Consider the following 26,224-nt stretch of genomic DNA (forward strand, 5'->3'; position numbering starts at 1 on the left):
ATCCGGTGCGCGGCGCAGGGGCGTTACCGTGGGCCCAGCGATCCGCCCGTACCCGGACGGCGGACCAGGGTGAGCAAGGGGACGCACCGTGACACGTCTGAGGGGCGGGACGGTCATCGCCGCGGCCGTACTGGTCGCCGTGACCGGCTGCAAGGTCGAGCAGACTAAGGGGTCCGGCGGACCGCAGCCGGCCGGAGGCGGGGGCCCGGCCATGGCCGCCGCCGGCTCACTGACCGTCAAGGGCCGCGCGCCGAAGACCGGTTACTCCCGGGAGCGGTTCGGCACCGCCTGGGCGGACACCGACTCCAACTCCTGCGACACCCGCGACGACATACTCAAACGCGACCTGGAGAAGGTCCGGTTCACGGGCGGCGGCTGCAAGGTCACGTACGGGCTGCTGGCGTCCGACCCCTACTCCGGCAAGGAGATCACGTACCGGCGCGGCCGCAGTCAGGTCGACATCGACCATGTCGTGGCCCTCTCGGACGCCTGGCAGAAGGGCGCCAAGTACTGGGAGCCCGGCAAGCGCATAGCCCTGGCGAACGACCCCCTCAACCTCCTCGCGGTCGACGCGAGCACCAACCGCGGCAAGGGCGACGGCGACGCGGCCACCTGGCTCCCCCCGAACAAGGGCTACCGCTGCACCTACGTCGCCGCCCAGGTCGCCGTCAAGAAGAAGTACGGCCTGTGGGTGACCTCCGCCGAGAAGGCCGCGATGCGCAAGGTGCTGGCCACCTGCCCGGACCAGAAACTCCCCACCGGCGGCAACCCGACCAGCGCGCCGAAACGCTTCCGCGCCCGCTGACGATTCGCGGCCCCGGCCCCGCCCGGCCCGGTGGGCGGGACCGGGGGGCGGAGCCGGCGCGTGGGACCGGTGGCGCAGCCGGTGTGTGGACCCGGTGGTGGACCCGGTGGAGGACCCGGTGCGTGGGCCCGGTGGCCGGGCGCCGCAGTGGTGCCCGGCCACCGGGGCCGTTGGATCACGCGGCCGACTTGTCCTTCAGGGACCCCAGGACCCGGACCGTCACCTTCTTCGCGATCGCGGCACCGTCGTCGGAGCCCGCCGTCGACAGCACGGTGACCACGGCGTTGCCGGAACGGGTGGCGATGAGCGTGGTGCCGTTCTCCCAGGCGCCGCTGGTCAGCGTCATCGTGTACGCCTCGTCGCCCAGCCCCGCCGTGGACCGCCCGGCGACCTTCACCGTGGCGTGCGCGTCGGTGTCCGTGAAGGACGCGCACTCCTTGGCCACGGACTCCAGGCTCTTCATCACCGTCTTCGCCGTGTCACCCCGGAACACGTCGACCTCCTGGGCCACTTCCTCGGTCTTGTCCTGGTTCACGTAGTCGTTCTGCGCGAAGGACGCGCCGCCCTTGTAACCGGACACCTGTATCCACGAGGTGGCCTCCAGCCGGGTGCAGTCCGGCTTCGCCGTGCTCCTGGTGGACGCGGAGACGAACTCGCCGCCGCTGTCCGAGGAGCCGTCCGCCTCGGCCGTGAACCCGGCCGGGACGACCGACGCGGGCGCCAGCACGCCCTTGAGCTGCGTACCGGTGAGCAGACCGGCGTTCGTGTTCTTCGCCTTGGTCGGCTTGGCGCTCGCGGTGTCGGAGGACGAACCGGAGGAGCAGGCCGACAGGGCCAGGGGGAGTGCCGCGACCGCGAGCAGGGAGACGACACGGGACGAGAGACGCATGACAGTCCTTCGGAACGGTGGGTAGAACAAGTGGAGCGGGGGGTGGCGGGAATCGCGAACGGCGGTGAAGCGATCGCTCGTCCGGCGGACCCCATAAGATCAAAGCTTGTGAACCGAGTCAACACGAGATGATGTTGCTCTTGCGTTCACGCCGTGAAGGTTCGGATCTTGTGTACGTCGGTATGCTCGATGCACACAGGGGCACAAGGGGGAGCGACAGCCGTGCACGACCACACGACAGACGCGACAGAGCTGACCGCGGCCGGCATCGCACGGCTCGCGGGGGTGGGCCGCGCCGCGGTGAGCAACTGGCGCCGCCGGCACGCGGACTTCCCCAAGCCGGTCGGCGGCACAGAGACCAGCCCGTCCTTCGCGCTCGCCGAGGTCGAAGCCTGGCTGCGCGCGCAGGGGAAACTGGCCGAGGTACCGCTGCGCGAACGGGTCTGGCAGCAACTCGCCGGCCACCCCGAGGGGCAGTTGACGGCCCTGGCCCACGCCGGCCGCGCGCTCCTGCTGATCCACGAACGCCCCACCGTCTGGCTCGACGCGAGCGCCGGCTCCGACGCCCGGCTCGCCGCGATGCTGCCGGGCGCGCTGGAGCAGGTGCTGACACCGCGCTTCGGCGGGAAGGCCGTGGGGCGGGGAGCCGGACCGGTCGGCGGAGGTGTGAACAGTGCCGCCATGCCAACCGCTGTGAACCCTCCGCTGACGCCGCCGTCTGTGAACGCGGTGCTGGCCGCACCGCCTGTGGGCGCCGCCTCGAGCGCGCCACCTGTGAACAAGCCACCGGGCGCGCCGCCTGTGAACGGCGAACCGATCGCCGAGTCCGTGAACGCACCGTCGACGCCGCCACCTGTGAACCCGGCGTCGACCGCGCCGCCTGTGTACGCCTCACCGGCCCCCGCGCCCGTGAACCCGTCATCGGCCTCGTCGACCGTGAACGCCGCCCCGGATGTTCACAGCAGGCCGCCCGTCGACGGCCCCACCGTGCCCACTCCCGCCAACCCCCACACCCCTGCCGGCAACACTCCCGCGGCCCCCGCCCCCGCCCCCGCCCCCGCCCTCCGCACCCCCACCGGTCCCCAGCTCCTCCCCTCCGTCCCCTTCCTGCGGGGTGTCGCCGAACTGGCCGCCGAGGTGGGGGCCCGGCAGGCGTTCGAGTTCCTGCTGGGGCGGCACCTGGACGCCAACCCCCGCCAGTACACGCTCACCCCCGCCGAGCTGGCCGGTCTCATGGCCGACCTCGCCGGCCCGGCCCGTACCGTCCTGGACCCGGCCTGCGGCACCGGTGCCCTGCTGCGCGCCGTGGACACCCGCCCCGGGCAGGAGCTGTACGCCCAGGACAGCGCCCCCGAACTCGCCGCGCTCAGCGCGCTGCGGCTCGCGCTGCACACCCGGGCCGCCGTACGCGGTGCCGTGGGCGACAGCCTGCGCGCCGACGCCCACCCGGAGCTGCGCGCGGACGCGGTCCTGTGCCACCCGCCGTTCAACGAGCGGAACTGGGGCCACGACGAACTCGCCTACGACCCCCGCTGGGAATACGGCTTCCCGGCGCGCACCGAGTCCGAGCTGGCCTGGGTCCAGCATGCGCTGGCCCGGCTGACCGACGGCGGCACGGCCGTCCTGCTGATGCCGCCGGCCGCCGCGTCCCGCCGCTCCGGGCGCCGTATCCGCGCCGACCTGCTGCGCCGGGGCGCGCTCAGGGCCGTGGTCGCGCTGCCGGTCGGTGCCGCGCCGCCGTACAACATCCCGCTGCACCTGTGGGTGCTGCGGCGGCCGGACCGCACGCCGGTGGCGCCGGAGGTGCTGCTCGTGGACACCGGGAGGTTCGCCGCCGGGGGGCGCGGCGGTCCGGACTGGGCGGCGGTCCGGGAGGCGGTGCTGGACGCGTGGCGTGTGTTCGGACGGGCCGGTCGTCTGGAGGAGCGGCCGGGGCTCGCCCGTTCCGTGCCGGTGATCGAGCTCCTCGGCGAGGACGTGGACCTGGCCCCCGCCCGCCACCTGCCGCCACCGGCGGCGGCCGACGGCACGGTGCGGCTCGCCGAGGTGCGCGAGCGGCTCGCCGAGACCCTGCGCCTGACCGCCGACCTCTCCCCGGCACCGGCGCCGGCACCGGAACACCCCGCGTCGGTCGCCCCGACACCGGCCGACCCGGTAACCGTCGATCCCGCACCGGCCGACCCCGCGCCGGCCGCGCGCCGCCCTGTCACCACCATCGGTGAACTCGCGCGCGGGGGCGCGCTGGTGCTGCGCACGGGCGGGAACGGCGGGCACGCGCGCGTGCCCGTCCTCACCGACCACGACGTCCTCGCCGGGACGGCGCCCTCGGGCACGCTCCCGGAGAGCGAGGAGGAGGCCGTGCTGACCGAGGCCGGTGACATCGTCGTACCGGTACTGGGCGGGGGGTCGGTGGCGCGGGTGATCGACGAGGGGTCGGCGGGTGCCGCGCTGGGGCGCAACCTGGTGCTCCTGCGCCCCGACCGCACGGCGCTCGACCCCTGGTTCCTCGCCGGTTTCCTGCGCGGTACGGCCAACAACCGCCAGGCCAGCAGCTACGCCTCCACCGCGACCCGGCTGGACGTGCGCCGGATGCAGCTGCCCCGGCTCCCGCTGGAGGAACAGCGGCGCTACGGGGCGCGGTTCCGCGCGCTGGACGAGTTCGAGCGGGCCCTGCGGCACGCGAGCCGACTCGGGGAGCAGCTCGTGCGCGGGATGTACGACGGTCTGACCGACGGTACGGTCACGCCCGGCTGATCCGGGGCGGGTGGCGGTAGGACAACGGTTCGGTACAACCCGGACCGCTCGTCCCCGCCGGGCCATATGCTCGAAGCGACATGCGCACGACCGGTGTCCGTCCGCCCCGCGGAGGCCGCCGGGCGGGCGCGGACGCCCACTTCAGGCACCAGGAGCAGCCATGCAAGGCCACGGCTACGGACAGCCGGTGAAACAGCCGCCGCACACCGGTTGGCTGGTTCTCCTGCGCGTGGTGTTCGTGGCGCTCGGGATCCTCACCATCGGTTTCCTGGCGTGGACGATGCTGCTCCGGCTGGCGGCCGTCACCCGTCGGCCGCTGGACTGGGTGCTGTTCGTGGCGGTGCTGGTGGCCGACATCGTCGGCATCGCGCTGCTGGGGGCGGAGCCCGGCGACGACGTCCACACGGCCGGCGGTTACACGGGCATCCTGCTGGTGCTCGGCGCGCTCGTGGCCACGACGGTGTACTACCTGGCGGCGGACATCCGTCACTTCCAGGTCCGGCGGCAGGCCTACCGGGCGCAACAGCAGGCGTACCAGGGGCGGCAGGCCCCGGCGTACGGCTACCCGGCCGCGGTGACGCCGTACAACGCGGCGACCGTGCCCGTGGCGACGCCCCACCCGACCCCGGTCCACCCGGCCCCGACCCGTCCCACGCCGACCCATCCCACCCCCGCGCACCCGATCGCCCCGCACACCGTGCCGCCGGTGCCGCAGCGCCCGGCGCCCGCGCGGATCGACCAGGTGCGGGCCGAGCTGGACGAGCTGAGCGACTACCTCCGCCGGCACGACGGTCACGAGGGCGGACGGTGAGCGTGACGACCGGACGTGTCGTCGCGGGCCGCTACGAGCTGGCGACGCTCATCGGCCAGGGCGGCATGGGCCAGGTCTGGACGGCGTACGACCGGCGACTGGACCGGCGTGTGGCGGTGAAGCTGCTGCGGCCCGACAGGGTGGCCGGTCAGGAGGCGGACGAACTGCGCCGCCGCTTCCTGCGCGAGTGCCGGGTGACCGCGCAGGTGGCGCACCCCGGCCTGGTGACGGTGCACGACGCGGGCACCGAGGACGAGGAGCTGTTCCTCGTCATGCAGTACGTCGACGGCGCCGACCTCTCCGACCACCTCGCCGAGCACGACCCGTACCCGTGGCAGTGGGCGGTCGCGGTGGCCGCGCAGCTGTGCGCCGTACTGAGCGCCGTGCACGCCGTGCCGATCGTGCACCGGGACCTCAAACCGCGCAACGTCATGGTCCGCCAGGACGGCACGGTCACCGTCCTGGACCTGGGCGTCGCCTCGGTCATGGACACCGACACCACCCGCCTCACCCACACCGGCTCCCCGATCGGGTCGCCCGCCTACATGGCGCCCGAACAGGCGATGGGCGGCGCGGTCGGCCCGTACACCGACCTGTACGCACTGGGCGTGCTGATGCACGAACTGCTCAGCGGTGACGTGCCGTTCGCCGGTTCCACGGCGCTCGGCGTGCTGCACCGGCACCTGTACGAGCCCCCGCTGCCGGTGCGCCGGATCCGCCCCGAGGTCCCCGAGGCGCTGGAGGCCCTGGTGCTGCGGCTGCTGGCGAAGGACCCGCAGCACCGGCCCGGCTCCGCGCAGGAGGTGTACGAGGACCTGGCGCCGCTGCTGCCCGCGCGCGGGATGCCCACCGGCGCGCCACTGGATCCCACCCGCCCCTTCCTGCGCCCGCACGCCCCCTGGCCGGACCGGGCCCGGACGCCCGCGCCCCAGCCCGCCCCCGCCGCGCCGGCGCCGCCGGTGGCCGGGAAACCGGATGTCGCGGCCGCCGTCGACGACGTCAAACGGCTGCTGGGGGAGGGCCGGATCACCCAGGCCGTCGACATCCTGGGCGCGATCCTGCCGGCCGCCGCGCAGCAGCACGGTGAGCACTCCCCGGTCGTCCGCACGCTGCGCAAGCAGTACGCGGCCACGCTCATGGACGACGGCCAGTACCGGCGCGCGCTGCCCGAACTGCGCCGGCTCGCCGACGAACGCGCCGCCGAGGCCGGCCGAGCCGACCCGCAGTCCCTGCGCTACCGCTACGAGGCCGCGCAGTGCCTGGAGCAGCTGGGCGAACCCGCGGCGGCGCTCGCCGAGTACCGCGCCCTCCTGCCGTACTACGAGAACCAGTACGTCTCCGGGGACCCGGGGCTCGCCCACGAGGTGCGCCGGCGCATCGGCCACCTGCTGCTCGCCCTCGGCGACCGGCCGGCCGCCCACGACACGCTCGCACGGCTGCTGATGGACGTGGAACGCCTGCACGGCCCGGGCCACCCCACGGCGGTGGAGGTCCGGCGGACCCTCCAGTGGCTGGGGCAGGTGCGCGGGTAGATTGTGTGTTCGCCCGGGTGCTGCCCGGGCTCTCCGGGCGCGCGGTTCTCCCGGCGGCGGACCCGCCGCCCCGGTACCCCGCGCCCCGTTTCCGACAGGCACGCGCGCGTGTGCGGGATCACATCATCAGGGGTGGGGTTACATGGCCGGCCACCGGCAGTCCAAGAAGCGCAGGTACATCACGTGGGCGGTGGTCGGCGCGGCCGTCGTCGCCGGGGCCGGGATAGCCGCCCAGGCGTCCATGGCCGCCACGACCTGGCCGGCGCAGAAGACCTTCACCGGCCGCGCGTTCGACACGTGCACCGCGCCCTCGCTGTCCACCATGAAGGCCTGGCACACGGGCTTCTACGGCGCGGCGGCCGTCTATGTGGGCGGCAGGAACCGCGGCTGCGCCCAGCCCAACCTCACCGCCTCCTGGGTCAAGTCGGTCAACTCCCTCGGCTGGAAGCTCATCCCGCTGTACGTCGGCGCCCAGCCGCCGTGCCAGTCGGGTGCCAACCCGGAGAAGCTGACCGCCGCCACGGCCGCCTCGCTCGGTGCGAAGGACGCCACCGACGCCGTGGCCAAGGCGTCCGCGCTCGGCATGAAGGCGGGCAGCGCGGTCTACCTCGACATGGAGGCGTACGACATCACGAACAAGTCGTGCAACGACGCCGTGCTGACGTACGTGCGCGCCTTCGACAAGGGCCTGCACGCCAAGACGTACCGGGCCGGCTACTACGGCTTCAGCAGCTCCAGCGCCAAGGCGATCGCCACCGCCAAGGACAGTACCGACCTGCCGGGCAACCTCTGGTACGCGCTGTGGGACAAGCAGAACACGACGACCGCGGACTGGCCGTGGGGTGCCACACGGTTCACCCAGCACAGCCGCGCCCACCAGTACCTGGTCAACAGCAAGGAGTCGCACGGCGGCGTCACGCTGACCGTCGACCGGGACGCGTGGGACGCGCCCGTGGCGCTCGTCGGCTGACCCGTCGCCCGGGGCGGTGCCCGGACTGTCGCACGGACCCGCGCACGGACCGGCGGCGGAAGGCGTGGCGGGCGGCGGTGCCCGAAGGGCGCGTGAATCGTTGGTCGAATGGGTTGGCCGCGAGCTGCCCACTGCCTACCATCGATCATCGCAAGTCATTGCAATCTCCCCTGGAGGTTTCCTTGCACCGCCGCCGTCGCACCGCGCTCGTCCTCACCGCCGCGATCGCCGCCGCGGCACCCCTGCTGACCGCCTGCGGAAACGACGCGCACCCGGGCGCCGCGGCCGTCGTCGGGGGCGGGCGGATCACCGTCGCCCAGCTGGAGAACAGGGTCGGCGAGGTCCGCGCGGCGCAGCGGGCCGCGGTGACGGACGACGCCCAGTACCAGCAGGTCGTCTCCTCCACCAGCAGCCTCACCCGCGACACGCTGCACAACATGGTCCTCGACCGGGTGCTGCACCGCGCCGCCCAGGACGAGGGGGTCACGGTCACCCGCAAGGAGATCCAGCAGATGCGTGCGGGGCTGGAGCAGCAGACCGGTGGCGCCAAGGGCCTGGAGACGGCCTGGCTCCAGAAGTACGGCATCGCCCCGGAACGCCTCGACGACAACCTGCGCCTCCAGCTGGAGGCGCAGAAGCTCGCCGCGAAGCTGGGCACCGACACCAGCAGGCCGGAGTTCTGGAAGACCCTGTCCGCGGCGTCCCGGGAACTGCACGTCGACCTCAACCCGCGCTACGGCACCTGGGACGTGCAGAAGAGCAGCCGCGTGGACGCCCGGACGCCGTGGGTCCGCGAGGTCACCTCGGCGGACGGACAGCCGGCCACGGCCTAGGCCGGCCGGTCGAGGGGGCTGGACCGACCGGTCGGCTGCCCGGGCCGGTTGGTCGAGGGGCTGGGCTGGTCGGTCATACGATCACAGGACTCTTCGGGCCTGTGGACAACGCGATCCGTTCGCCCGCGCCGTGGGTTACGTTCGGATCGTGAACGAATCCCGCCGCGAGACCGCTGCCGCCCCCGGCCGTGTCGTCCTGCTCACCACCAGCCACCGCGTCGCCCCCGGTCTGCTCTCCTGGCCCGCCTGGCAGGTCCTGCGCGCCGCCGACGCCGTGCTCTGCGCGGACGGCGCCCACCCGCAGCTGCCGTACCTGCGGGAGGCGGGGATAACGGTGACGCCTACGTCGCCCACCGCGCAGGAGCTGGTCGACGCCTGCGCCGGCGGGCGGACGGTGGTGGTCGTGGCCACCGGTGAGGGCGAGCCGGCCCTCACCGACGGCCTGGCCCGGCTGGCCGGCGGCGGCCGGACCGCCATGCCGGACCTGGAGCTGCTGCCCGCCTCCTACGACCTGCCCGGCGCCCGGCTCCTGGACCTCGTGCAGGTCATGGACCGCATCCGCGCTGAGTGCCCGTGGTCCTCCCGGCAGACCCATGAGGGCCTCGCCAAGTACGGCATCGAGGAGGCGTACGAACTGGTCGAGGCGATCGAGGCCGGTGACCGCGAGGAACTGCGCGAGGAGCTGGGCGACGTCCTCCTCCAAGTCGTCTTCCACTCCCGGATCGCCGAGGAGCACCCGGACGCGCCGTTCTCCGTCGACGACGTCGCCGGCGGCATCGTCGCCAAGCTCGTCCACCGCCACCCGCACGTCTTCGGCGACGAGACGGCCGAGACCCCGGAGGACGTCAAGGAGCACTGGCTGCGCACCAAGGCCGAGGAGAAGCGGCGCGCCTCGGCCACGGACGGTGTCCCGCTCGGCCAGCCCGGCCTGGCCCTGGCCGCGAAGCTCGCCTCCCGCGCCCGCACGGCAGGCCTGGACGTACCGCTGCCGCGGGGCGAGGGCATCGGGTACGAACTGCTGGCGCTGGCGGCGCGCGCCGAGGCGGCCGGCATCGACCCGGAGGCGGCACTGCGAGCGGCCGCCCGGGCGTACCGGGACGCGATACGCACCGCCGAGGGCCTACCGTCCTGACCCCGCCGCGCCCGGTGAAACGGCACGGCCTTCACACCTGAGGCCCGAGATCCCGGCGCCCGGGACCGACGGAGCCCCCGGAACCGGCACGGTCACCACCCCGCCGAACTCACAGACCCCGGCGCCAGCACCGCCCGCTCGCGGTGACCACGGCGCCCCGGCGCCGGCCGCCGCGCCCGGCATACGCCGTGTGCCTCTCGTCGCTCGGGGCCGGGGGGCCGGGGGCACGGTTGCCGGACCTGCCGCGCGCCCTGTGCCCTCGCGTCGCCTGGGCCAACGGCCACCGCACCAGCGGTACGCCCCTCACCCCTGCGTTCCCGAGGCCGGGGGGAACGGCCGTCACACCTGCCGTGCGCCTTGCCCCCTGCATCCCGTGCCTTGCCCCCCGCATCCCCGCGGTCGGGGCAGCGTTCCCTCTATCCGCCACCCGTCCTACGCCCCTCCGCCTCCCCAGCGCCGGGGCAACAGCTCCTCGATCCGCCGCCCACCCCACGCCCCTCCGCTTTCCCAGCGCCCGGCAACGGCCGGCCACGCCCGCCACGTGCCCTGTCGCCCCGCGTCCTGGGGTACCGGCCACCGCACCCGCCGTACGCCTGCCTCCCCAAGCCCTTGGGGCGACGTCCGCCGTACCCGCACCCACACCCGCACCTGTCCTACCCCGGCCCACCCCCGTCTCCCCGGGACCGGGGAACCTCCGCCCCACCCACCACCCTCTGCCGCACGCCACCGCCCCTGGGCCGGAGAACAGCCGCCGCACATTCCCCCACCCCACTTCACCCACCCCACTCACCTCACCGCACCTCACCACCCCGCCGGAGGCGCTCGTGCCTGCCCCCGCCGTGCGCTGGCCCGTGGGGCGGATACCGTCGGGGAGTGACCGACCAGCTCCGCCCCGACGGCCCGGCGCCCGCGCTCTTCACGTGGGAGTTCGCCACCGATCCCTATCCCGCCTACGCCTGGCTGCGCGAGCACGCCCCCGTGCACCGCACGCGGTTGCCGAGCGGGGTCGAGGCGTGGCTCGTCACCCGGTACGCCGACGCCCGGCAGGCCCTGGCCGACCAGCGGCTGAGCAAGAACCCGGCGCACCACGACGAGCCCGCGCACGCCAGGGGCAAGACCGGCATCCCCGGCGAGCGCAAGGCCGAACTGATGACGCACCTGCTGAACATCGACCCGCCGGACCACACCCGGCTGCGCAGGCTGGTCAGCAAGGCGTTCACCCCGCGCCGGGTCGCGGAGTTCGCGCCCCGGGTGCAGGAGCTGACCGACCGGCTCATCGACCGGTTCGCGGCGACCGGGTCCGCCGATCTCATCCACGAGTTCGCGTTCCCGCTGCCCATCTACGCCATCTGCGACCTGCTCGGTGTCCCGCCCGAGGACCAGGACGACTTCCGGGACTGGGCGGGCATGATGATCCGGCACGGCGGCGGGCCCCGGGGCGGGGTCGCCCGGTCGGTGAAGAAGATGCGCGGCTACCTCGCCGAGCTGATCCACCGCAAGCGCGCGGCGCTGCCCGCCGAGCCGGCGCCCGGCGAGGACCTGATCTCCGGCCTGATCCGCGCCTCCGACCACGGCGAGCACCTCACGGAGAACGAGGCCGCCGCGATGGCCTTCATCCTGCTGTTCGCCGGTTTCGAGACGACGGTGAACCTCATCGGCAACGGCACCTACGCGCTGCTCACCCACCCCGAGCAGCGCGGCCTGCTCCAGGAGTCCCTGGCGCGCGGGGAGCGGGACCTGCTGGAGACCGGCGTGGAGGAACTGCTCCGCTACGACGGCCCGGTGGAGCTGGCGACCTGGCGGTTCGCCACCGAGCCGCTCACCGTCGGCGGGCAGGACATCGCGCCGGGCGATCCGGTGCTCGTCGTCCTGGCCGCGGCGGACCGGGACCCGGCCCGGTTCGCCGGCCCGGACGTGCTCGACCTCGCCCGCCGCGACAACCAGCACCTCGGTTACGGCCACGGCATCCACTACTGCCTGGGCGCGCCGCTCGCCCGGCTGGAGGGCCAGACCGCGCTCGCCACCCTGCTCACCCGCCTGCCGGACCTGCGTCTCGCCGCGGACCCGGCCGAGTTGCGCTGGCGCGGCGGGCTCATCATGCGCGGTCTGCGCACCCTGCCGGTGGAGTTCACACCCACCGGCTGAGGACCGCCCCGCCCCCACCGCACGGGAAATGACAGACGTTCAACTTTGTGATCTTCACGTGATCTGTGCGGCATTAACTTGTGACAAGTGATCGTCTGCCGATACGTTCACCCCTCAGCGCGGCGGGCACGGTTTCGCCGCGCCGGTCCAGCTGTCGCTCGAAAGGCTTCTGCATGCTCTCCGGGAACGGCCGACACCGTCGCCCCCGTCAGGCTCCGGCGCTCCTCGTGGCGGCCGGCGTGACCGGCTCCGCCATCGCCATTCCGCTCCTCGGCGCCGCGAGCGCCAACGCGGCCGACGGCACCACGTGGGACAAGGTGGCCGAATGCGAGAGCGGCGGCTCCTGGAGCGCGGACACCGGCAACGGATATTTCGGCGGCCTCCAGATCTCGCAGGACGACTGGGCCAGATACGGCGGCACCGAGTACGCGGCCAGCGCCGACCAGGCCAGCCGCTCCCAGCAGATCGCCGTCGCCGAGAAGATCCTCGCCGGCCGGGGGACCACTCCCTGGGCGACCTGCGCCCTGCTGTCCGGGCTGACCTCCGACTCGGGCTCGGTGGACGTGGACACGGGCGTCGGCGGCTCCGGTGGTTCCGGTGACACCGGCGGCACCGAGGGCTCGTCCGGCACACCGGACCCGACCGGTTCCACCGGGACGGACGGCGCGAACGGGACGAACGACACATCCGATGCCTCCGGTACGTCCGGTTCGCCGGATTCGCCGTCCTCCACCGGTACCGGCTCGTCCGCCAACTCCGGTTCGAAGGGCGGCTCCTCCTCGGACAAGGCGGGTACGCCGACCGCGAAGCCGGGCAAGGGTGTCGGCGGGACGACCGGGTCCAAGGGGAGTGACGCCCCCAAGTCCGACAAGCGCGCCGTACCGGACGCCGGTGCGCCGCGGGGGGTCGGCGGCTCGCCCACGGCCGTCCCGGACGCCGGTGAGGTGGACAACCCTCAGCAGGCCGCCGGTTCCTGGAGCCTGGTCGACACCGGCAGTCTCGGCACGAGCGGGCGCCATCGTGGGGCCAACGCGGACGAAAACGTGACAAACGGTCAAAGCCCGGCACTCTCCGGCCGCCACGCCTCTCCCGCGCCGGACACCTACACGGTCCGTGAGGGCGACACCCTCGCGTCCATCGCCGACTCCCTCGACGTCGACGGGGGCTGGCGCGCGCTCTATACCGGAAACAAGAAGGCCATCGGCACCGACCCGAACCACATCAGTGCCGGTCAGACCCTTGAAGTCACGGACGAAACGGACGCCGACTAGCGGGAGTTGACGCCCCATATCGCGGCTGATGTCCGTTTTGGCGAAGGTGTGGGATGAGTCTCAGAAGCCTTGATCGTCTTTGAAATTCCGGCGATCACGTGTCTACGGTCGAGATCGCTCGTCACCACGGGCCCCGGCTTCCGCAACGCCGAATCCTGCCAGCGGTTGCCCGGGAACAGTCGTCGCGTCATGCGCCGCAGGCAGGAGCGGGGGACCCAAGGTAAGTGCCGGGACCAGCAGTCGAAGAGGCTGGCACCGGCTGGGGGTGAAGCCGCACCGCGCACAGCGTGGGTGCGGCCGGGCAACTCAACCGGCCCGAACCCGACAGCTCACCTCGCAGGCGTCGGTGAGGGGATAGATCCATGCTGTTTTCCGCCAAGGGCAAGCACCGTCGTCCGTCCAAGGCCGTCCGGGCCATCACGCTCGCCGGTGTCACCGGCGCCGCCGTCGCCGCCCCGCTGATGGCGACCGGCACCGCCTCCGCCGCCACCACCTCCGAGTGGGACACCGTCGCCCAGTGCGAGTCCGGCGGCAACTGGGCCATCAACACCGGCAACGGTTACTACGGCGGTCTCCAGTTCTCCGCCTCCACCTGGGCCGCGTACGGCGGCACGCAGTACGCCGCCACGGCCGACAAGGCCGGCAAGGCGCAGCAGATCGCCGTCGCCGAGAAGGTGCTGGCCGCGCAGGGCAAGGGTGCCTGGCCGGTCTGCGGCACGGGCCTGTCGGGCGCGTCCACCGGCGGCTCCGCCCCGACCACCACCTCGGGTTCGGCCGGTACCACCGACACGACCCGCTCCAGCGACCAGCAGGCCGCCTCCCGCTCCGCCGAGCGCCCGGCCACCTCCGCGAGCAAGAGCCCGAGCCAGGCCCCGAGCCAGACGCCGAGCCCGAGCAAGAGCAAGACCGTCACCACCCCGACCGGCCAGAAGGTCAAGAAGGGCGACGGCGAGTACAAGGTCGTCACCGGCGACACCCTCAGCTCCATCGCCGCCGCGAAGCACGTGCAGGGCGGCTGGGAGAAGCTGTTCCGGCTGAACAAGGACATCGTCGAGGACGCCAACCTCATCTACCCGGGTCAGCAGCTCCACCTGAAGTGACCCCCCGGCTCCGCGCGGAGCCACAGCCCCCTCCCGCCCCCGGCCCGCGTGCCGGGGGTCCGGCGCGGGGGCGCCCCCGTCCCCACGGACTCCCCGCCCCGGCGCGCGTTCCCCCGTACGCGCCGGGGCGGGGTTTTTCGCTGCCGCCGGTCCCCTCTCTCCGGCCGGGTCTCCCCGTTGTATCCGGCCGGGTTTCCCCGACCCCCTTTGTTTCGACCTGAAACAAAAGGTACGGTCGCCTTGTCCACGGGGCGGTCGGTCGGTGGCCGGCGCCCCGGAGACGGTTAGGCTCTAGTCGCAAGGCACAGCCGTAAGGCACACAGCCCCGCACTTCCAGCGTCACATCCAAGAAGGAGATGCTCGTGCCGTCCATCGACGTCGTCGTAGCCCGGGAAATCCTGGACTCCCGAGGCAACCCCACGGTCGAGGTCGAGGTCGGCCTCGACGACGGCAGCACGGGTCGTGCCGCCGTCCCGTCCGGCGCCTCGACGGGCGCCTTCGAGGCCATCGAGCTGCGCGACGGTGACCCCAACCGGTACCAGGGCAAGGGCGTCGAGAAGGCCGTCCTCGCCGTGATCGAGCAGATCGGCCCCGAGCTGGTCGGCTACGACGCCACCGAGCAGCGCCTCATCGACCAGGCCATGTTCGACCTGGACGCCACCGACAACAAGGGCTCCCTCGGCGCCAACGCCATCCTCGGCGTCTCGCTCGCCGTCGCCCACGCCGCCTCCGAGGCCAGCGACCTGCCGCTCTTCCGCTACCTGGGCGGCCCGAACGCGCACCTGCTGCCGGTGCCGATGATGAACATCCTGAACGGCGGCTCGCACGCCGACTCCAACGTGGACATCCAGGAGTTCATGATCGCCCCGATCGGCGCGGAGTCCTTCTCCGAGGCCCTGCGCTGGGGTGCCGAGGTCTACCACACCCTGAAGAAGGTCCTGAAGAACAAGGGCCTGTCCACCGGTCTCGGCGACGAGGGCGGCTTCGCCCCGAACCTCGGCTCCAACCGCGAGGCCCTCGACCTCATCCTCGAGGCGATCAAGGAGGCCGGCTACACCCCCGGCGAGCAGATCGCGCTGGCCCTGGACGTCGCCGCCTCCGAGTTCTACAAGGACGGCTCGTACGTCTTCGAGGGCAAGAACCGCACCGCCCAGGAGATGACCGAGTACTACGCCGAGCTGGTCGAGGCGTACCCGCTGGTCTCCATCGAGGACCCGCTGTTCGAGGACGACTGGGAGGGCTGGAAGACCATCACCGACCAGCTCGGCGACAAGGTGCAGCTGGTCGGCGACGACCTGTTCGTCACCAACCCCGAGCGCCTCGCCCGGGGCATCGAGGACGGCGCCGCCAACGCCCTGCTGGTCAAGGTCAACCAGATCGGCTCGCTGACCGAGACGCTGGACGCCGTCGAGCTGGCCCAGCGCAGCGGCTACAAGTGCATGATGTCCCACCGCTCCGGCGAGACCGAGGACGTCACCATCGCCGACCTGGCCGTCGCCACCAACTGCGGCCAGATCAAGACCGGCGCCCCGGCCCGGTCCGAGCGCGTCGCCAAGTACAACCAGCTGCTGCGCATCGAGGAGATCCTCGACGACGCCGCGGTGTACGCGGGCCGCTCGGCCTTCCCCCGGTTCCGTTTCGCGAACCAGTAGGCGCCACCGGGGCTGAGCCTGCCCGGGCTATGTCCTAGCCAGTCGTACGTACGTCCCCGTACCCGGTCCCGTACCGTGTCCGGGGACGTACGCGCGTGTGACGGGAGGCGGGAAACAATGGCCGTGAAGGACCGTGACCGGTTCTCCACCGCGACCAGGCTGCGGGTGCTCGGCGAGCAGACGGCGGCCCGCGTCTACCGCTCCCAGACGAAACGGCAGGCGCGCCGCTCCCGGCTCACCGGCCGCGCCGCCCTGCTCGCGCTCGTGCTGTGCTCGCTGGTCGTCGCCCTCGCCTACCCGATGCGGCAGTACGTCTCCCAGCGCGCGGAGATCGCCGACGTGCAGCGGCGGCAGCAGCAGGCCCGCGAGCGCGTCGAACAGCTGCGCGACCTCAAGGCGCGCTGGCAGGACGACGCCTACGCCGAGCAGCAGATCCGCGACCGGCTGCACTACGTGCTGCCCGGCGAGACCGGGTACGTCGTCATCGACCCGGGCGCGGCCAAGCAGTCCCGCGCCGACCTCAGGGCCGCCCACCGGCCCTGGTACGCCAACGTCTGGGACGGCGTCGACAAGTCCGACGCCTCCGACCAGTGAGCCGGCGTCAAGACCGGCACAACGACGAGAAAGCCACCCTGGAAGCAGTCATGGAAACCCCTCCGCCGCCCACTCCGCGCACCGAGCCCACCGATGCGGACGTCGAGGCCTTCAAGCAGCAGCTGGGCCGCCCGCCGCGGGGTCTGAGGGCCATCGCGCACCGCTGCCCCTGCGGTCAGCCGGACGTCGTGGAGACGGCACCGCGCCTGCCCGACGGCACCCCCTTCCCCACGCTGTACTACCTGACGTGCCCGAAGGCGTCCTCCGCCATCGGCACGCTGGAGGCGAACGGCGTCATGAAGGAGATGACCGAACGGCTCCAGCGCGATCCCGAACTGGCCGCCGCCTACCGGGCCGCGCACGAGGACTACATCCGGCGCCGGGACGCGATCGAGGTCCTCCAGGGCTTCCCGAGCGCGGGCGGCATGCCGGACCGGGTCAAGTGCCTGCACGTGCTCGTCGGCCACTCGCTGGCCGCCGGTCCGGGCGTCAACCCGCTCGGTGACGAGGCGCTGGCGATGCTGCCGGAGTGGTGGCGCAAGGGCGCCTGCGTGACGCTCGACGACACCGAGGGGGACGCGAAGTGACCCGCGTCGCCGCCGTCGACTGCGGCACCAACTCCATCCGTCTGCTGGTCGCCGACGCCCCCGACACCACCGGCGGTGCCCTCGACGCGGGCGGGCCGGCCGAACTGGCCGAACTGGACCGCCGGATGACGATCGTGCGGCTGGGCCAGGGCGTCGACCGCACCGGCCGGCTCGCCCCCGAGGCGCTGGAGCGGACCTTCGCCGCGTGCCGCGAGTACGCGGACGTCATCAAGGAGCTCGGCGCCGAACGCGTCCGCTTCGTCGCCACCTCCGCCTCCCGGGACGCGGAGAACCGGGCGGACTTCGTCCGGGGTGTCGTGGACATCCTCGGGGTGGAGCCGGAGGTCATCACCGGCGGCCAGGAGGCCGAGTTCTCCTTCACCGGGGCGACGCGCGAGCTGCGCGGCCGTGACGACCTGGCCCGGCCCTACCTGGTGGTGGACATCGGCGGCGGATCCACCGAGTTCGTCGTCGGCGACGACCACGTCCGCGCCGCGCGGTCCGTGGACGTGGGCTGCGTGCGGATGACCGAGCGGCACCTGGTGCGTGACGGCCGGGTCGCCGACCCGCCCACCGAGCGGCAGGTGGCCGCCATGCGGGCCGACATCGAGGCCGCCCTGGACCTCGCGGAGCGGACGGTCCCGCTCGGCGAGGCGCGCACCCTGGTGGGCCTGGCCGGTTCCGTCACGACGGTGTCCGCGATCGCCCAGGAGCTGCCCGCCTACGACTCGGCGCGCATCCACCACTCCCGGATCTCCCGTGACCGGGTCCGCGAGATCACCGGGTGGCTGCTGGGTGCCACGCACGCCGAGCGCGCCGCGATCCCGTCCATGCACCCGGGCCGGGTCGACGTCATCGGCGCGGGCGCGCTCGTCCTGCTCGCGATCATGGAGCGGACCGGCGCGGAGGAGGTCGTGGTGAGCGAGCACGACATCCTCGACGGCATCGCCTGGTCCTTGGCCTGATCGCCTACAGGGCCGGTGAGCTTCTTGACGTCGGCGTCCTCTCGGTAAGGGTCTTCGCCGAGCGCGGTCAGCGCGGTCAGGACGCGCATGGCGTCGGGCCGGCTGATGGCCCGGAGCTGCCGTGGTGAGCCGGAAGGCGTACTTCTGATGACGGTCGGAAGGCCTTCCTAGGCCCGGTTGATGTGGTCGGCGAGGTGCGCGCGGGCTTCCCGTACGGTCACGCTGTTCTCAGTCATGAGATCGGTGTACGCATCTGCGTGTACTCGGGCTCGGCGGTGGCGTAGCTCTCTTTTATTACCGAACGGTAGCCATCTGCTGAGCAGGCTGGATAACGTTTGAGCGGCTTCGAGGGTCCCGCGAGGGGCCCTGTGTCGTAGGTGCGCGAAAAGGTTCGTGAAGTTCTTCACAAGGAATTCCCGGGTGCCGCGCCCCCAGTCGGGGTCCATAGGCCCTTCCGGGGCCCCAAGAGCCGTTTGAACGTGTTCAGATGGGGGGTGTGGGAGTGCCCCCGACGGTCGCGGTGCACTCGTCCCGGGTCGGCCTCACAGCCCTCGCGTCACCCCGGAGAGGCAGCTCACGCGGCATTGACAACGGCTCCGGCCACCCCGCGGTTCCCCCTCGTCCGCATGACCTGCGTCACGTGAGCCGCGGAGTTTAACACAGGCCCCGTCAGAGCTTGTGAAGGGGCGCACGAGCGACCCCCCGGCGGCGGGTGGATACTCGATGGCATGAGCACCACGGAGCGTCCCAGGATCCTCGTAGTAGGCGGTGGGTACGTAGGCCTGTACGCAGCTCGGCGCATCCTCAAGAAGATGCGCTACGGCGAGGCGACCGTCACGGTCGTCGACCCCCGGTCGTACATGACCTACCAGCCCTTCCTCCCCGAAGCCGCCGCCGGCAGCATCTCCCCTCGGCACGTCGTCGTCCCGCTGCGACGCGTGCTGCCGAAGGCGGAGGTCCTCACCGGTCGGGTCACCACCATCGACCAGGACCGCAAGGTCGCCACGATCGCCCCGCTCGTGGGCGAGGCGTACGAGCTGCCGTTCGACTACCTGGTCATCGCGATGGGCGCGGTCTCCCGCACCTTCCCGATCCCCGGCCTCGCCGAGCAGGGCATCGGCATGAAGGGCATCGAGGAGTCCATCGGCCTGCGCAACCACGTCCTGGAGCAGCTGGACAAGGCCGACTCCACCGACGACGAGGAGATCCGCCGCAAGGCGCTCACCTTCGTCTTCATCGGCGGTGGCTTCGCGGGCGCGGAGACCATCGGCGAGGTCGAGGACATGGCCCGGGACGCGGCCAAGTACTACAAGAACGTGTCGCGCGAGGACATGCGCTTCGTCCTCGTCGACGCCGCCGACAAGATCCTCCCCGAGGTCGGCCCCAAGCTCGGCCAGTACGGCAAGGAGCACCTGGAGAGCCGCGGCGTGGAGATCTACCTCTCCACCTCGATGGACTCCTGCGTCGACGGCCACGTCGTGCTGAAGAACGGCCTCGAGGTCGACTCCAACACCATCGTCTGGACCGCCGGCGTCAAGCCGAACCCGGCCCTGTCCCGCTTCGGCCTGCCCCTCGGCCCCCGCGGCCACGTCGACTGCGAGCCCACGCTCCAGGTCAAGGGCACGAACTACATCTGGGCCGCCGGTGACAACGCCCAGGTCCCGGACCTCGTCGGCCGCAAGGCGGGCAACGAGAACGCCTGGTGCCCGCCGAACGCCCAGCACGCGCTGCGCCAGGCCCGCGTCCTCGGCGACAACGTGATCTCCGGTATGCGGGGCTTCCCGCAGAAGGAGTACGAGCACGCCAACAAGGGTGCGGTCGCCGGTCTCGGCCTGCACAAGGGCGTGGCGATGATCGTCATGGGCAAGATGAAGATCAAGGTCAAGGGCCGCCTCGCCTGGTACATGCACCGTGGCTACCACGGTCTGGCGATGCCGACCTGGAACCGCAAGATCCGCGTCTTCGCCGACTGGACCCTCGGCATGTTCCTCAAGCGCGAGGTCGTCTCCCTGGGCGCCATGGAGAACCCGCGCGAGGAGTTCTACGAGGCCGCCAAGCCGGCGCCGGTCGCCGCCGCCAAGACCGAGGAGAAGGCCAAGGCCTCCTGACCTCGGGACCCTCCCGTACCGCCCGAAGGGGCCGCCCGCCATCCGTGGTGCGGGCGGCCCCTTCGGCGTACCCGGGCGGCTCCCGTCGCCGCGTGCGCGCGGCCGGGCCGGCGGTTCTCGCCGTCGGACAGGTGATCTCCGCGCCCGGCGCCGTCCCGGCGGACGCACCCGGTGGTACCCGACGCGGGTGAGCGTCCCACCGCCTCCCGGTCCGCCGGTGCCTTCAGCTCCTGTACCGGCAGGAGCTTGTCGGCCTCCTCGGCCAGCTCCTCCTTCAGCTCCAGGTTCTCCGACCGCTCCGCGTCCCGCTGCCTTCCACTCCGCCATCAACTCGCGGTGACGGGCCGCCGTCGGACCCCGGTCCGCCGAACCCCACAGCGCCTCCGCCTCGGCGACCAGCCGCTCCTTCGACCCGGCGGACCTCCTCGCGCTGCGCGTCCATCTGCGCGACCGCCGGCCCGCCGTCCGGCCCGCCGGGGCCGCCCGCCGTCGGCCCCCGCTTCCCCTGCGCCCCTGTGGCGCCGGCCCGGCGCGCCGGCCGGTGCGGCTGCGGTGGTGGTCGTCGCCGACGGTGGCCGCGGTGATGCCGGCCCGGCACGGCGGCCGGGGCATGTCGACCGCCGGCACGCCCGGGACATCACCCGCCGGGTGGCCCTGTCACCGGCCGACCGGGGGCCCGACGCCGTGCGGGACGACCCCTAAGAGAACGACGACACGGCGGTGCGCATCGCGACGGCCGCCGCGCGGTGGTGCGGCGGCCGGTGGACGGCACGCTGAGCCGCCTCCACCGTGAGGTCCGCAGGAAGGACCGGACGAAGTACGCCAGGTCGACGGTCGCGGCCGAGGAGGGCCGCCTGACCGGTGACGCGGACGGGCGGGCGGCCGACCGGTACCGCACGACCGTGGCCGCGAGGAGGCGTTGGACGCCCTGTCCGTCGTGCGCCGCCCCCTGTGAGCCGGTCGCGCCCCGGCGCGCGCACTCCACGGCCCGCGTGTCGGCGAGGGCGTACGAAGGGGAATGGCGGCGATGTGCGCGATGGTTTGCCAGGAACGGAAGCAGACGGTACGGGCCGATTTCCCCTCACGGAGGTGTGCGCCATGGCCGACGCCGCGACGCGGCTGACGAGTCTTGCCGAGCAGATGCTGGGAGCCCCGCTCCCGCTACGGGTGCGGGCCTGGGACGGCTCACAGGCCGGGCCGCCCGACGCCCCGGCGCTCGTGATCCGCAACCGCCGCGCCCTGCGCCGCATGCTGTTCAAACCGGGCGAGGTGGGTCTCGCCCGCGCCTGGGTCTCCGGCGACCTGGACGTCGAGGGTGACCTGTACACCGCGCTGGAGTCGATGGCGGGCCTGGTCTGGGAGCGCGGGGAGGACGCCCGGGGCCTGGTCGAGGCCGTACGCGACCCCGCCGTCCGGGCCGCCACCCGCGAGCTGCTGCGGCTGGCCGGCCCGCCCCTGCCACCCGCCCCGCCGCGCGAGGAGGTCCGCAGACCGCGCCGGGGCCTGCACACCCGGCGCACCGACCGACGCGCCATCAGCCACCACTACGACGTCGGCAACGACTTCTACGAGCTGGTCCTCGGCCCCTCGATGGTGTACTCCTGCGCGTACTGGGAGCCCGGCAGCGGCGCCACCCTGGAGTCCGCCCAGCGCGACAAGCTCGAACTGGTCTCGGCCAAGCTCGGTCTGAAGCCGGGTCAGCGGCTGCTGGACGTCGGCTGCGGCTGGGGCTCCATGGCCGTCCACGCGGCCCGCGAGCACGGGGTGAGCGTCCTCGGGGTCACCCTGTCGCAGGAGCAGGCGGCGTACGCCCGCAAGCGCGTCGCCGAGGAGGGCCTGACCGACCGGGTGGAGATCCGCGTCCAGGACTACCGGGACGTCACGGACGGCCCCTTCGACGCGATCTCCTCCATCGGGATGGCCGAACACGTCGGCGCGGAACGGTACCTGGAGTACGCGCGCCGGCTGTACGCGCTGCTGCGCCCCGGGGGACGGCTGCTCAACCACCAGATCGCCCGCCGCCCGCAGCTCGACGAGTCGGCGTACCGGCCGGACGGGTTCATCGACGCCTACGTCTTCCCCGACGGCGAACTCGCCCCCGTCGGCACCACCGTCACCCAGCTGGAACGGGCCGGCTTCGAGGTCCGGGACGTGGAGTCGATCCGCGAGCACTACGCCCGCACCCTGCGTCGGTGGGTCGACAACCTGGAGGCCGGCTGGGACCGGTCGGTCGGCCTCGCCGGTTACGGCCGGGCCCGCGTCTGGCGCCTGTACATGGCCGCCTGCGCGCTCGCCTTCGAGCGCAACCGCATCGGCGTCAACCAGGTCCTGGCCGTCCGCACCCCCGAGTCGGGTGCCTCCGGGCTGCCGCTGCGCACCCGCACCTGGCACGCCTGACACGGTGAAGGGCCCCGTCCCGCCCCCACGGGGACGGGACGGGGCCCGCGGCCGTACCGCTACTCGGCCTTGATGGCCGCCAGCATGTTCAGCCGGGCGGCGCGGCGGGCCGGCCACAGCGCGGCCAGCACGCCGACCACCCCCGCCAGCAGCAGGAACACCGCCATCCGGCCCCAGGGCAGCACCAGTTCGTACGTCGGCATCTTCGTGCCCAGCAGCTCCCCGGCCGCCCAGCCGAAGAACACGCCCAGCCCGATGCCCAGCACCCCGCCGAACAGGGAGATGACCAGGGACTCCAGGCGGACCATCCGCTTGACCGCCTTGCGGTCCAGGCCGATCGCGCGGAGCATGCCGATCTCCTGCGCCCGCTCGAAGACCGACATGGCCAGCGTGTTGACGACCCCGAGCACGGCGACGATCACCGCCATGGCGAGCAGCCCGTAGACCATGTTCAGGATGAGCGTGAACGTCTTCGCGATGTCGTCGGAGATGTCCTGCCGGTCCTGCACCTTGATCGCCGGGTTGGAGCCGAGCACCTTCTCCAGCCGGTCCTTGGCCGCGCCGGACGCGCCGCCCGCGGTCTTGACCATGACCTGCATGTCGGCCGGGTCGCGCAGGTGCGGGGTGAGGACCGCGTCGTCCAGGAGGATGCCGCTGAGCAGGTCGTTGCCCTCGTACACCCCGGCGACCGTCAGCCGCCGCGTTCCGCCGTCCTCGAAGTGCGCGGTGAACCGGGAGCCGGCCCGCCAGCCGTGCACGTCGGCCGCGTCCCGGTCCACGACGACCCGCGTGCCGCCCACGGTGAACGAACCGTCGGTCACCTTCAGGTCGGTGAGCCGGCCGATGGCCGCGCCGTCGACGCCGGTCAGGAACTCCGTCTCGCCGTCGATCCGCGACTCGCCGTTGCGCAGCGGGCTGCTGGCGGTGACCCCGTCGGCGGCGGCCAGCCGGCGCGCCACGTCGGGGGAGAGCGGGCCGCGGTTGGCCATGGAGACGACGTAGTCCGCGCGGATCGCCGCGCCGGCCATCTTGTCGATCGAGGTCTGGAGGCTGCCCGCCATCACCGTCATCCCGGTGATCAGGGTCAGGCCGATCATCAGCGCCGAGGCCGTGGCGGCGGTACGGCGCGGGTTGCGCACCGAGTTCTGGCGGGCCAGCTTGCCCGCCACCCCGAAGACACGCAGGACCGGGGCGGCGGCCGCGATCAGCGGGCGGGACAGCAGCGGGGTCAGGACGAACACCCCGAGGATCAGCAGGACCGCGCCCAGCCCCATCGGAGCCTGCGCCGCGTCGGCGTCCATCGTCGTGCCGACGAGGACCAGCGCGACACCGGCGCCGGCGCACACCGCGCCCAGCGAGTTGCGCAGCACCAGCGACTTGGTGGTGGCCTTGGCGTGCACGCTGTTCATGGCGGCGACCGGCGGGATCTTCGCTGCCCGGCGGCCGGGCAGCCAGGCGGCGAGCACGGTGACCAGGACGCCGACCGCGAGGGCGGCCGCCACCGTGCCGGGAGCGACCACCAGCGGGCCGTCGGGCACGCTCGCGCCGAACGAGCCGAGCAGCGCGCGCAGGCCCGCGCCGATGCCGACCCCGGCGGCCAGGCCGGCGACACCGGCGACCGCGCCGACCGCGAACGCCTCGGCCAGCACCGAGCGGGTGATCTGCCGGCGGGAAGCGCCGACGGCCCGCATCAGGGCCAGCTCCCGGGTGCGCTGGGCGACCAGCATGGTGAAGGTGTTGGCGATGATGAACGTGCCGACGAACAGGGCGATACCGGCGAACACCAGCAGCAGCTGCCGCAGACCGCTCATCGAGGCGGAGATGGCCCGCGCCTGGTCGTCGGCGAGCTTCTGGCCCGTCGTGGTCTCCACCCGGTGGGCGGGCAGGGCCCGGTCCAGCGCCGCCCGCAGCGTCCGCTGGTCCGTGCCGGCCGCGGCCCGCACGTCGATCTCGTCGTACGTGCCCTTCTTGCCGAACAGCGTCTGCGCGGTCGGGGTGTCGAACAGGACGAGGGTGCCGCCCGCGGCCACGTTGCCGTCGTCGGTGGTGAAGACGCCGCTGACGACCGCGGTGAGCACCGGGCCGTCGACGGACAGCCGCACCCGGTCACCGACCGTGTAGCCGGTCCGCCGCGCGGTCGCCGAGTCGATCAGCACCTCGCCCCTGCCGTGCGGCGCCCGGCCGCCGACCAGCGGGTAGCGGGGGTCCTTCGTGCCCCAGTAGTTGCCGCCGGCGGACTGCCAGTCGCCGCCGACGAGCTTGCCGTCCTTGCCGGCGAGGGCGGTGAACCCGGTGACGACACCGGTGGCGGAGGCGGCCCCGGGGACGTGGGCGGCCTTGTCGAGCAGGGCCGGGGTCAGCTCGGACGTCCTGCCGACCTTGTTGCCCTCGGACTCCTGGTACCCGGGCCGTACGGCGACGTCGACCAGGTCGAAGCCCTTGGCGGAGCTCTTCTGGTAGGCGTCGGAGATGGTGTCGGTGAAGACCAGCGTCCCGGCGACGAAGGCCACGCCGAGCATGACGGCGAGCACGGTCATCAGCAGGCGGGCCTTGTGCGCGAGGACGTTGCGCAGGGCGGTGCGGAACATCAGCGGGTACGGCCCTTCGCGTCGGACCCGGCGGTCTGCGCGCCGCCCCCGGGCAGGCCGCGCATGAGGTCGAGCACGCCGCCGGCGGTGGGGTCGCGCATCTCGTCGACGATCCGCCCGTCGGCCAGGAAGATCACGCGGTCGGCGTAGGCGGCGGCCACCGGGTCGTGGGTCACCATGACCACCGTCTGGCCCAGCTCGCGCACGGAGTTGCGCAGGAAGCCGAGGACCTCGGCACCGGCGCGCGAGTCCAGGTTCCCGGTCGGCTCGTCCCCGAAGATGATCTCCGGCCGGGAGGCGAGCGCCCGGGCGACGGCCACGCGCTGCTGCTGGCCGCCGGAGAGCTGGGAGGGCCGGTGGCCCAGCCGGTCGGACAGCCCGACCATCGTGATGACCCGGTCCAGCCACGCCCTGTCCGGCTTCCGCCCGGCGATGTCCATGGGGAGGGTGATGTTCTCCAGGGCGGTCAGCGTCGGCAGCAGGTTGAACGCCTGGAAGATGAAGCCGATCTTGTCGCGGCGCAACTTGGTGAGCTGCTTGTCCTTCAGGGAGCCCAGCTCGGTGTCACCGATGCGCACCGACCCCGAGGAGAAGGTGTCCAGGCCGGCCACGCAGTGCATCAGCGTGGACTTGCCGGAGCCGGACGGACCCATGATCGCGGTGAACTCGGCCTGCCGGAAGCCGACGGAGACCCGGTCCAGGGCGACCACACGGGTCTCACCCTGCCCGTAGGTCTTCGACAGCTCCGTGGCGCGTGCGGCCACGGCGGTGGCCCGGCCGGCGGTGGGTGTGGTGGTCACGGGAGTGGTGCTCCTGTCGGGACGGCGTCTGTGCGAGGGGACCTGTCCATCGTCGGGGCGCGGAGCGGGCGTGTAGTCAGCCGCTGTTCCGGTTCCGGGGGGCGACTCGGGTCGGACGGGAGACGCTCGTGTCATACCTGGGGAGGACGGACGACCCTGAGAGGCGGGCCGGCCCGTGAGCCGCCGGCCGATGGTCGTCGAACAGGTGGGCCGCCCTCGTTCGGACGGTGAAATTCCGTCATTTCGCGTACGGGCGCCCGGACGGCAGGTCAGGCTGTTGGCACGTGCGGA

19 protein-coding genes, 2 pseudogenes and 1 riboswitch are annotated in these 26,224 nt (G+C 72.9%); of the genes and pseudogenes, 16 read left to right on the plus strand and 5 right to left on the minus strand.

The annotated features are described in order from the left end of the window. Nucleotides 1–88: 88 nt before the first annotated feature. Complete coding sequence (locus ACIQVT_RS15850; RefSeq protein ID WP_403752735.1) at nucleotides 89–805, plus strand: HNH endonuclease family protein; 717 nt, start codon at nucleotides 89–91, stop codon at nucleotides 803–805. 175 nt (nucleotides 806–980) lie between these two features. Here the strand turns inward: ACIQVT_RS15850 and ACIQVT_RS15855 are convergent, their stop codons facing one another. Next, nucleotides 981–1,694, minus strand: coding sequence for a hypothetical protein (locus ACIQVT_RS15855; protein WP_403752738.1), 714 nt, complete (start codon nucleotides 1,692–1,694; stop codon nucleotides 981–983). A 222-nt stretch (nucleotides 1,695–1,916) separates the two neighbouring features. Between ACIQVT_RS15855 and ACIQVT_RS15860 the strand changes: the two genes are divergently transcribed. The 13 genes from ACIQVT_RS15860 to ACIQVT_RS15920 all read left to right on the plus strand — a co-directional run bounded on the left by ACIQVT_RS15860 (nucleotide 1,917) and on the right by ACIQVT_RS15920 (nucleotide 18,040). Beyond that, the gene (locus ACIQVT_RS15860; RefSeq protein ID WP_403752741.1) at nucleotides 1,917–4,448 is read left to right on the plus strand and encodes an N-6 DNA methylase; all 2,532 of its coding nucleotides are present in this window, start codon (nucleotides 1,917–1,919) and stop codon (nucleotides 4,446–4,448) included. Nucleotides 4,449–4,608: 160 nt separating this feature from the next. Further along, nucleotides 4,609–5,259, plus strand: a complete 651-nt coding sequence (locus tag ACIQVT_RS15865; protein WP_403752744.1) for a hypothetical protein — start codon at nucleotides 4,609–4,611, stop codon at nucleotides 5,257–5,259. Nucleotides 5,260–5,297: 38 nt separating this feature from the next. Then, nucleotides 5,298–6,791, plus strand: a complete 1,494-nt coding sequence (locus tag ACIQVT_RS15870; RefSeq protein WP_403752998.1) for a protein kinase — start codon at nucleotides 5,298–5,300, stop codon at nucleotides 6,789–6,791. A gap of 142 nt (nucleotides 6,792–6,933) precedes the next feature. Continuing rightward, the gene (locus ACIQVT_RS15875) at nucleotides 6,934–7,761 is read left to right on the plus strand and encodes a glycoside hydrolase domain-containing protein (protein WP_403752747.1); all 828 of its coding nucleotides are present in this window, start codon (nucleotides 6,934–6,936) and stop codon (nucleotides 7,759–7,761) included. A 182-nt stretch (nucleotides 7,762–7,943) separates the two neighbouring features. Next, on the plus strand, nucleotides 7,944–8,594 hold the full coding sequence (locus ACIQVT_RS15880) for a SurA N-terminal domain-containing protein (RefSeq protein ID WP_403752750.1): 651 nt from the start codon (nucleotides 7,944–7,946) through the stop codon (nucleotides 8,592–8,594). Nucleotides 8,595–8,742: 148 nt separating this feature from the next. Beyond that, a complete protein-coding gene (locus ACIQVT_RS15885) occupies nucleotides 8,743–9,726 on the plus strand; it encodes a nucleoside triphosphate pyrophosphohydrolase (protein WP_403752753.1) in 984 nt (327 codons plus the stop codon). Nucleotides 9,727–10,599: 873 nt separating this feature from the next. Then, on the plus strand, nucleotides 10,600–11,871 hold the full coding sequence (locus ACIQVT_RS15890; protein ID WP_403752756.1) for a cytochrome P450: 1,272 nt from the start codon (nucleotides 10,600–10,602) through the stop codon (nucleotides 11,869–11,871). 173 nt (nucleotides 11,872–12,044) lie between these two features. Next, complete coding sequence (locus ACIQVT_RS15895; protein WP_403752759.1) at nucleotides 12,045–13,142, plus strand: transglycosylase family protein; 1,098 nt, start codon at nucleotides 12,045–12,047, stop codon at nucleotides 13,140–13,142. Between the two features lie 182 nt (nucleotides 13,143–13,324). After that, nucleotides 13,325–13,500: riboswitch (cyclic di-AMP (ydaO/yuaA leader) on the plus strand. A gap of 4 nt (nucleotides 13,501–13,504) precedes the next feature. Continuing rightward, nucleotides 13,505–14,242, plus strand: a complete 738-nt coding sequence (locus tag ACIQVT_RS15900) for a transglycosylase family protein (protein ID WP_403752762.1) — start codon at nucleotides 13,505–13,507, stop codon at nucleotides 14,240–14,242. Nucleotides 14,243–14,604: 362 nt separating this feature from the next. Next, the gene (gene eno, locus ACIQVT_RS15905) at nucleotides 14,605–15,894 is read left to right on the plus strand and encodes a phosphopyruvate hydratase (protein WP_403752765.1); all 1,290 of its coding nucleotides are present in this window, start codon (nucleotides 14,605–14,607) and stop codon (nucleotides 15,892–15,894) included. Between the two features lie 117 nt (nucleotides 15,895–16,011). After that, on the plus strand, nucleotides 16,012–16,488 hold the full coding sequence (locus tag ACIQVT_RS15910) for a septum formation initiator family protein (RefSeq protein ID WP_403752768.1): 477 nt from the start codon (nucleotides 16,012–16,014) through the stop codon (nucleotides 16,486–16,488). A gap of 50 nt (nucleotides 16,489–16,538) precedes the next feature. Continuing rightward, nucleotides 16,539–17,075 (plus strand): DUF501 domain-containing protein, encoded by a 537-nt coding sequence (locus ACIQVT_RS15915; protein ID WP_403752771.1) that lies wholly within the window; start codon nucleotides 16,539–16,541, stop codon nucleotides 17,073–17,075. After that, nucleotides 17,072–18,040, plus strand: a complete 969-nt coding sequence (locus ACIQVT_RS15920) for an exopolyphosphatase (protein WP_403752774.1) — start codon at nucleotides 17,072–17,074, stop codon at nucleotides 18,038–18,040. Before ACIQVT_RS15915 ends, ACIQVT_RS15920 begins: the two co-directional genes overlap by 4 nt. 2 nt (nucleotides 18,041–18,042) lie before the next feature. Here the strand turns inward: ACIQVT_RS15920 and ACIQVT_RS15925 are convergent. Together ACIQVT_RS15925 and ACIQVT_RS15930 are read right to left on the minus strand one after the other, a co-directional pair. After that, nucleotides 18,043–18,189 (minus strand): annotated as a pseudogene (locus ACIQVT_RS15925) (type II toxin-antitoxin system RelE/ParE family toxin); the annotation flags it as partial. A 21-nt stretch (nucleotides 18,190–18,210) separates the two neighbouring features. Beyond that, nucleotides 18,211–18,276: pseudogene (locus ACIQVT_RS15930) on the minus strand (prevent-host-death protein); the annotation flags it as partial. A 492-nt stretch (nucleotides 18,277–18,768) separates the two neighbouring features. Here ACIQVT_RS15930 and ACIQVT_RS15935 point away from each other — a divergent pair. Together ACIQVT_RS15935 and ACIQVT_RS15940 are read left to right on the plus strand one after the other, a co-directional pair. Beyond that, on the plus strand, nucleotides 18,769–20,148 hold the full coding sequence (locus tag ACIQVT_RS15935) for an NAD(P)/FAD-dependent oxidoreductase (protein WP_403752777.1): 1,380 nt from the start codon (nucleotides 18,769–18,771) through the stop codon (nucleotides 20,146–20,148). Nucleotides 20,149–21,246: 1,098 nt separating this feature from the next. Then, nucleotides 21,247–22,545 (plus strand): class I SAM-dependent methyltransferase, encoded by a 1,299-nt coding sequence (locus ACIQVT_RS15940; RefSeq protein WP_403752780.1) that lies wholly within the window; start codon nucleotides 21,247–21,249, stop codon nucleotides 22,543–22,545. 59 nt (nucleotides 22,546–22,604) lie between these two features. Here the strand turns inward: ACIQVT_RS15940 and ACIQVT_RS15945 are convergent, their stop codons facing one another. Together ACIQVT_RS15945 and ACIQVT_RS15950 are read right to left on the minus strand one after the other, a co-directional pair. Then, on the minus strand, nucleotides 22,605–25,133 hold the full coding sequence (locus tag ACIQVT_RS15945; RefSeq protein ID WP_403752784.1) for an ABC transporter permease: 2,529 nt from the start codon (nucleotides 25,131–25,133) through the stop codon (nucleotides 22,605–22,607). Beyond that, complete coding sequence (locus tag ACIQVT_RS15950) at nucleotides 25,133–25,933, minus strand: ABC transporter ATP-binding protein (protein WP_403752787.1); 801 nt, start codon at nucleotides 25,931–25,933, stop codon at nucleotides 25,133–25,135. Before ACIQVT_RS15950 ends, ACIQVT_RS15945 begins: the two co-directional genes overlap by 1 nt. Between the last annotated feature and the right edge of the window lie 291 nt (nucleotides 25,934–26,224).

The sequence above is a fragment of the Streptomyces sp. NPDC100445 genome, from assembly GCF_044759735.1.
Classification (GTDB): domain Bacteria; phylum Actinomycetota; class Actinomycetes; order Streptomycetales; family Streptomycetaceae; genus Streptomyces.

Coding starts and splice junctions, on each gene's coding strand:
- ACIQVT_RS15915 (WP_403752771.1), top strand. CDS start 16,539: ATGGAAACCCCTCCGCCGCCCACTCCGCGCACCGAGCCCACCGATGCG.
- ACIQVT_RS15865 (WP_403752744.1), top strand. CDS start 4,609: ATGCAAGGCCACGGCTACGGACAGCCGGTGAAACAGCCGCCGCACACC.
- ACIQVT_RS15935 (WP_403752777.1), top strand. CDS start 18,769: ATGAGCACCACGGAGCGTCCCAGGATCCTCGTAGTAGGCGGTGGGTAC.
- ACIQVT_RS15900 (WP_403752762.1), top strand. CDS start 13,505: ATGCTGTTTTCCGCCAAGGGCAAGCACCGTCGTCCGTCCAAGGCCGTC.
- ACIQVT_RS15940 (WP_403752780.1), top strand. CDS start 21,247: ATGGCCGACGCCGCGACGCGGCTGACGAGTCTTGCCGAGCAGATGCTG.
- ACIQVT_RS15910 (WP_403752768.1), top strand. CDS start 16,012: ATGGCCGTGAAGGACCGTGACCGGTTCTCCACCGCGACCAGGCTGCGG.
- ACIQVT_RS15855 (WP_403752738.1), bottom strand. CDS start 1,694: ATGCGTCTCTCGTCCCGTGTCGTCTCCCTGCTCGCGGTCGCGGCACTC.
- ACIQVT_RS15895 (WP_403752759.1), top strand. CDS start 12,045: ATGCTCTCCGGGAACGGCCGACACCGTCGCCCCCGTCAGGCTCCGGCG.
- ACIQVT_RS15875 (WP_403752747.1), top strand. CDS start 6,934: ATGGCCGGCCACCGGCAGTCCAAGAAGCGCAGGTACATCACGTGGGCG.
- ACIQVT_RS15945 (WP_403752784.1), bottom strand. CDS start 25,133: ATGTTCCGCACCGCCCTGCGCAACGTCCTCGCGCACAAGGCCCGCCTG.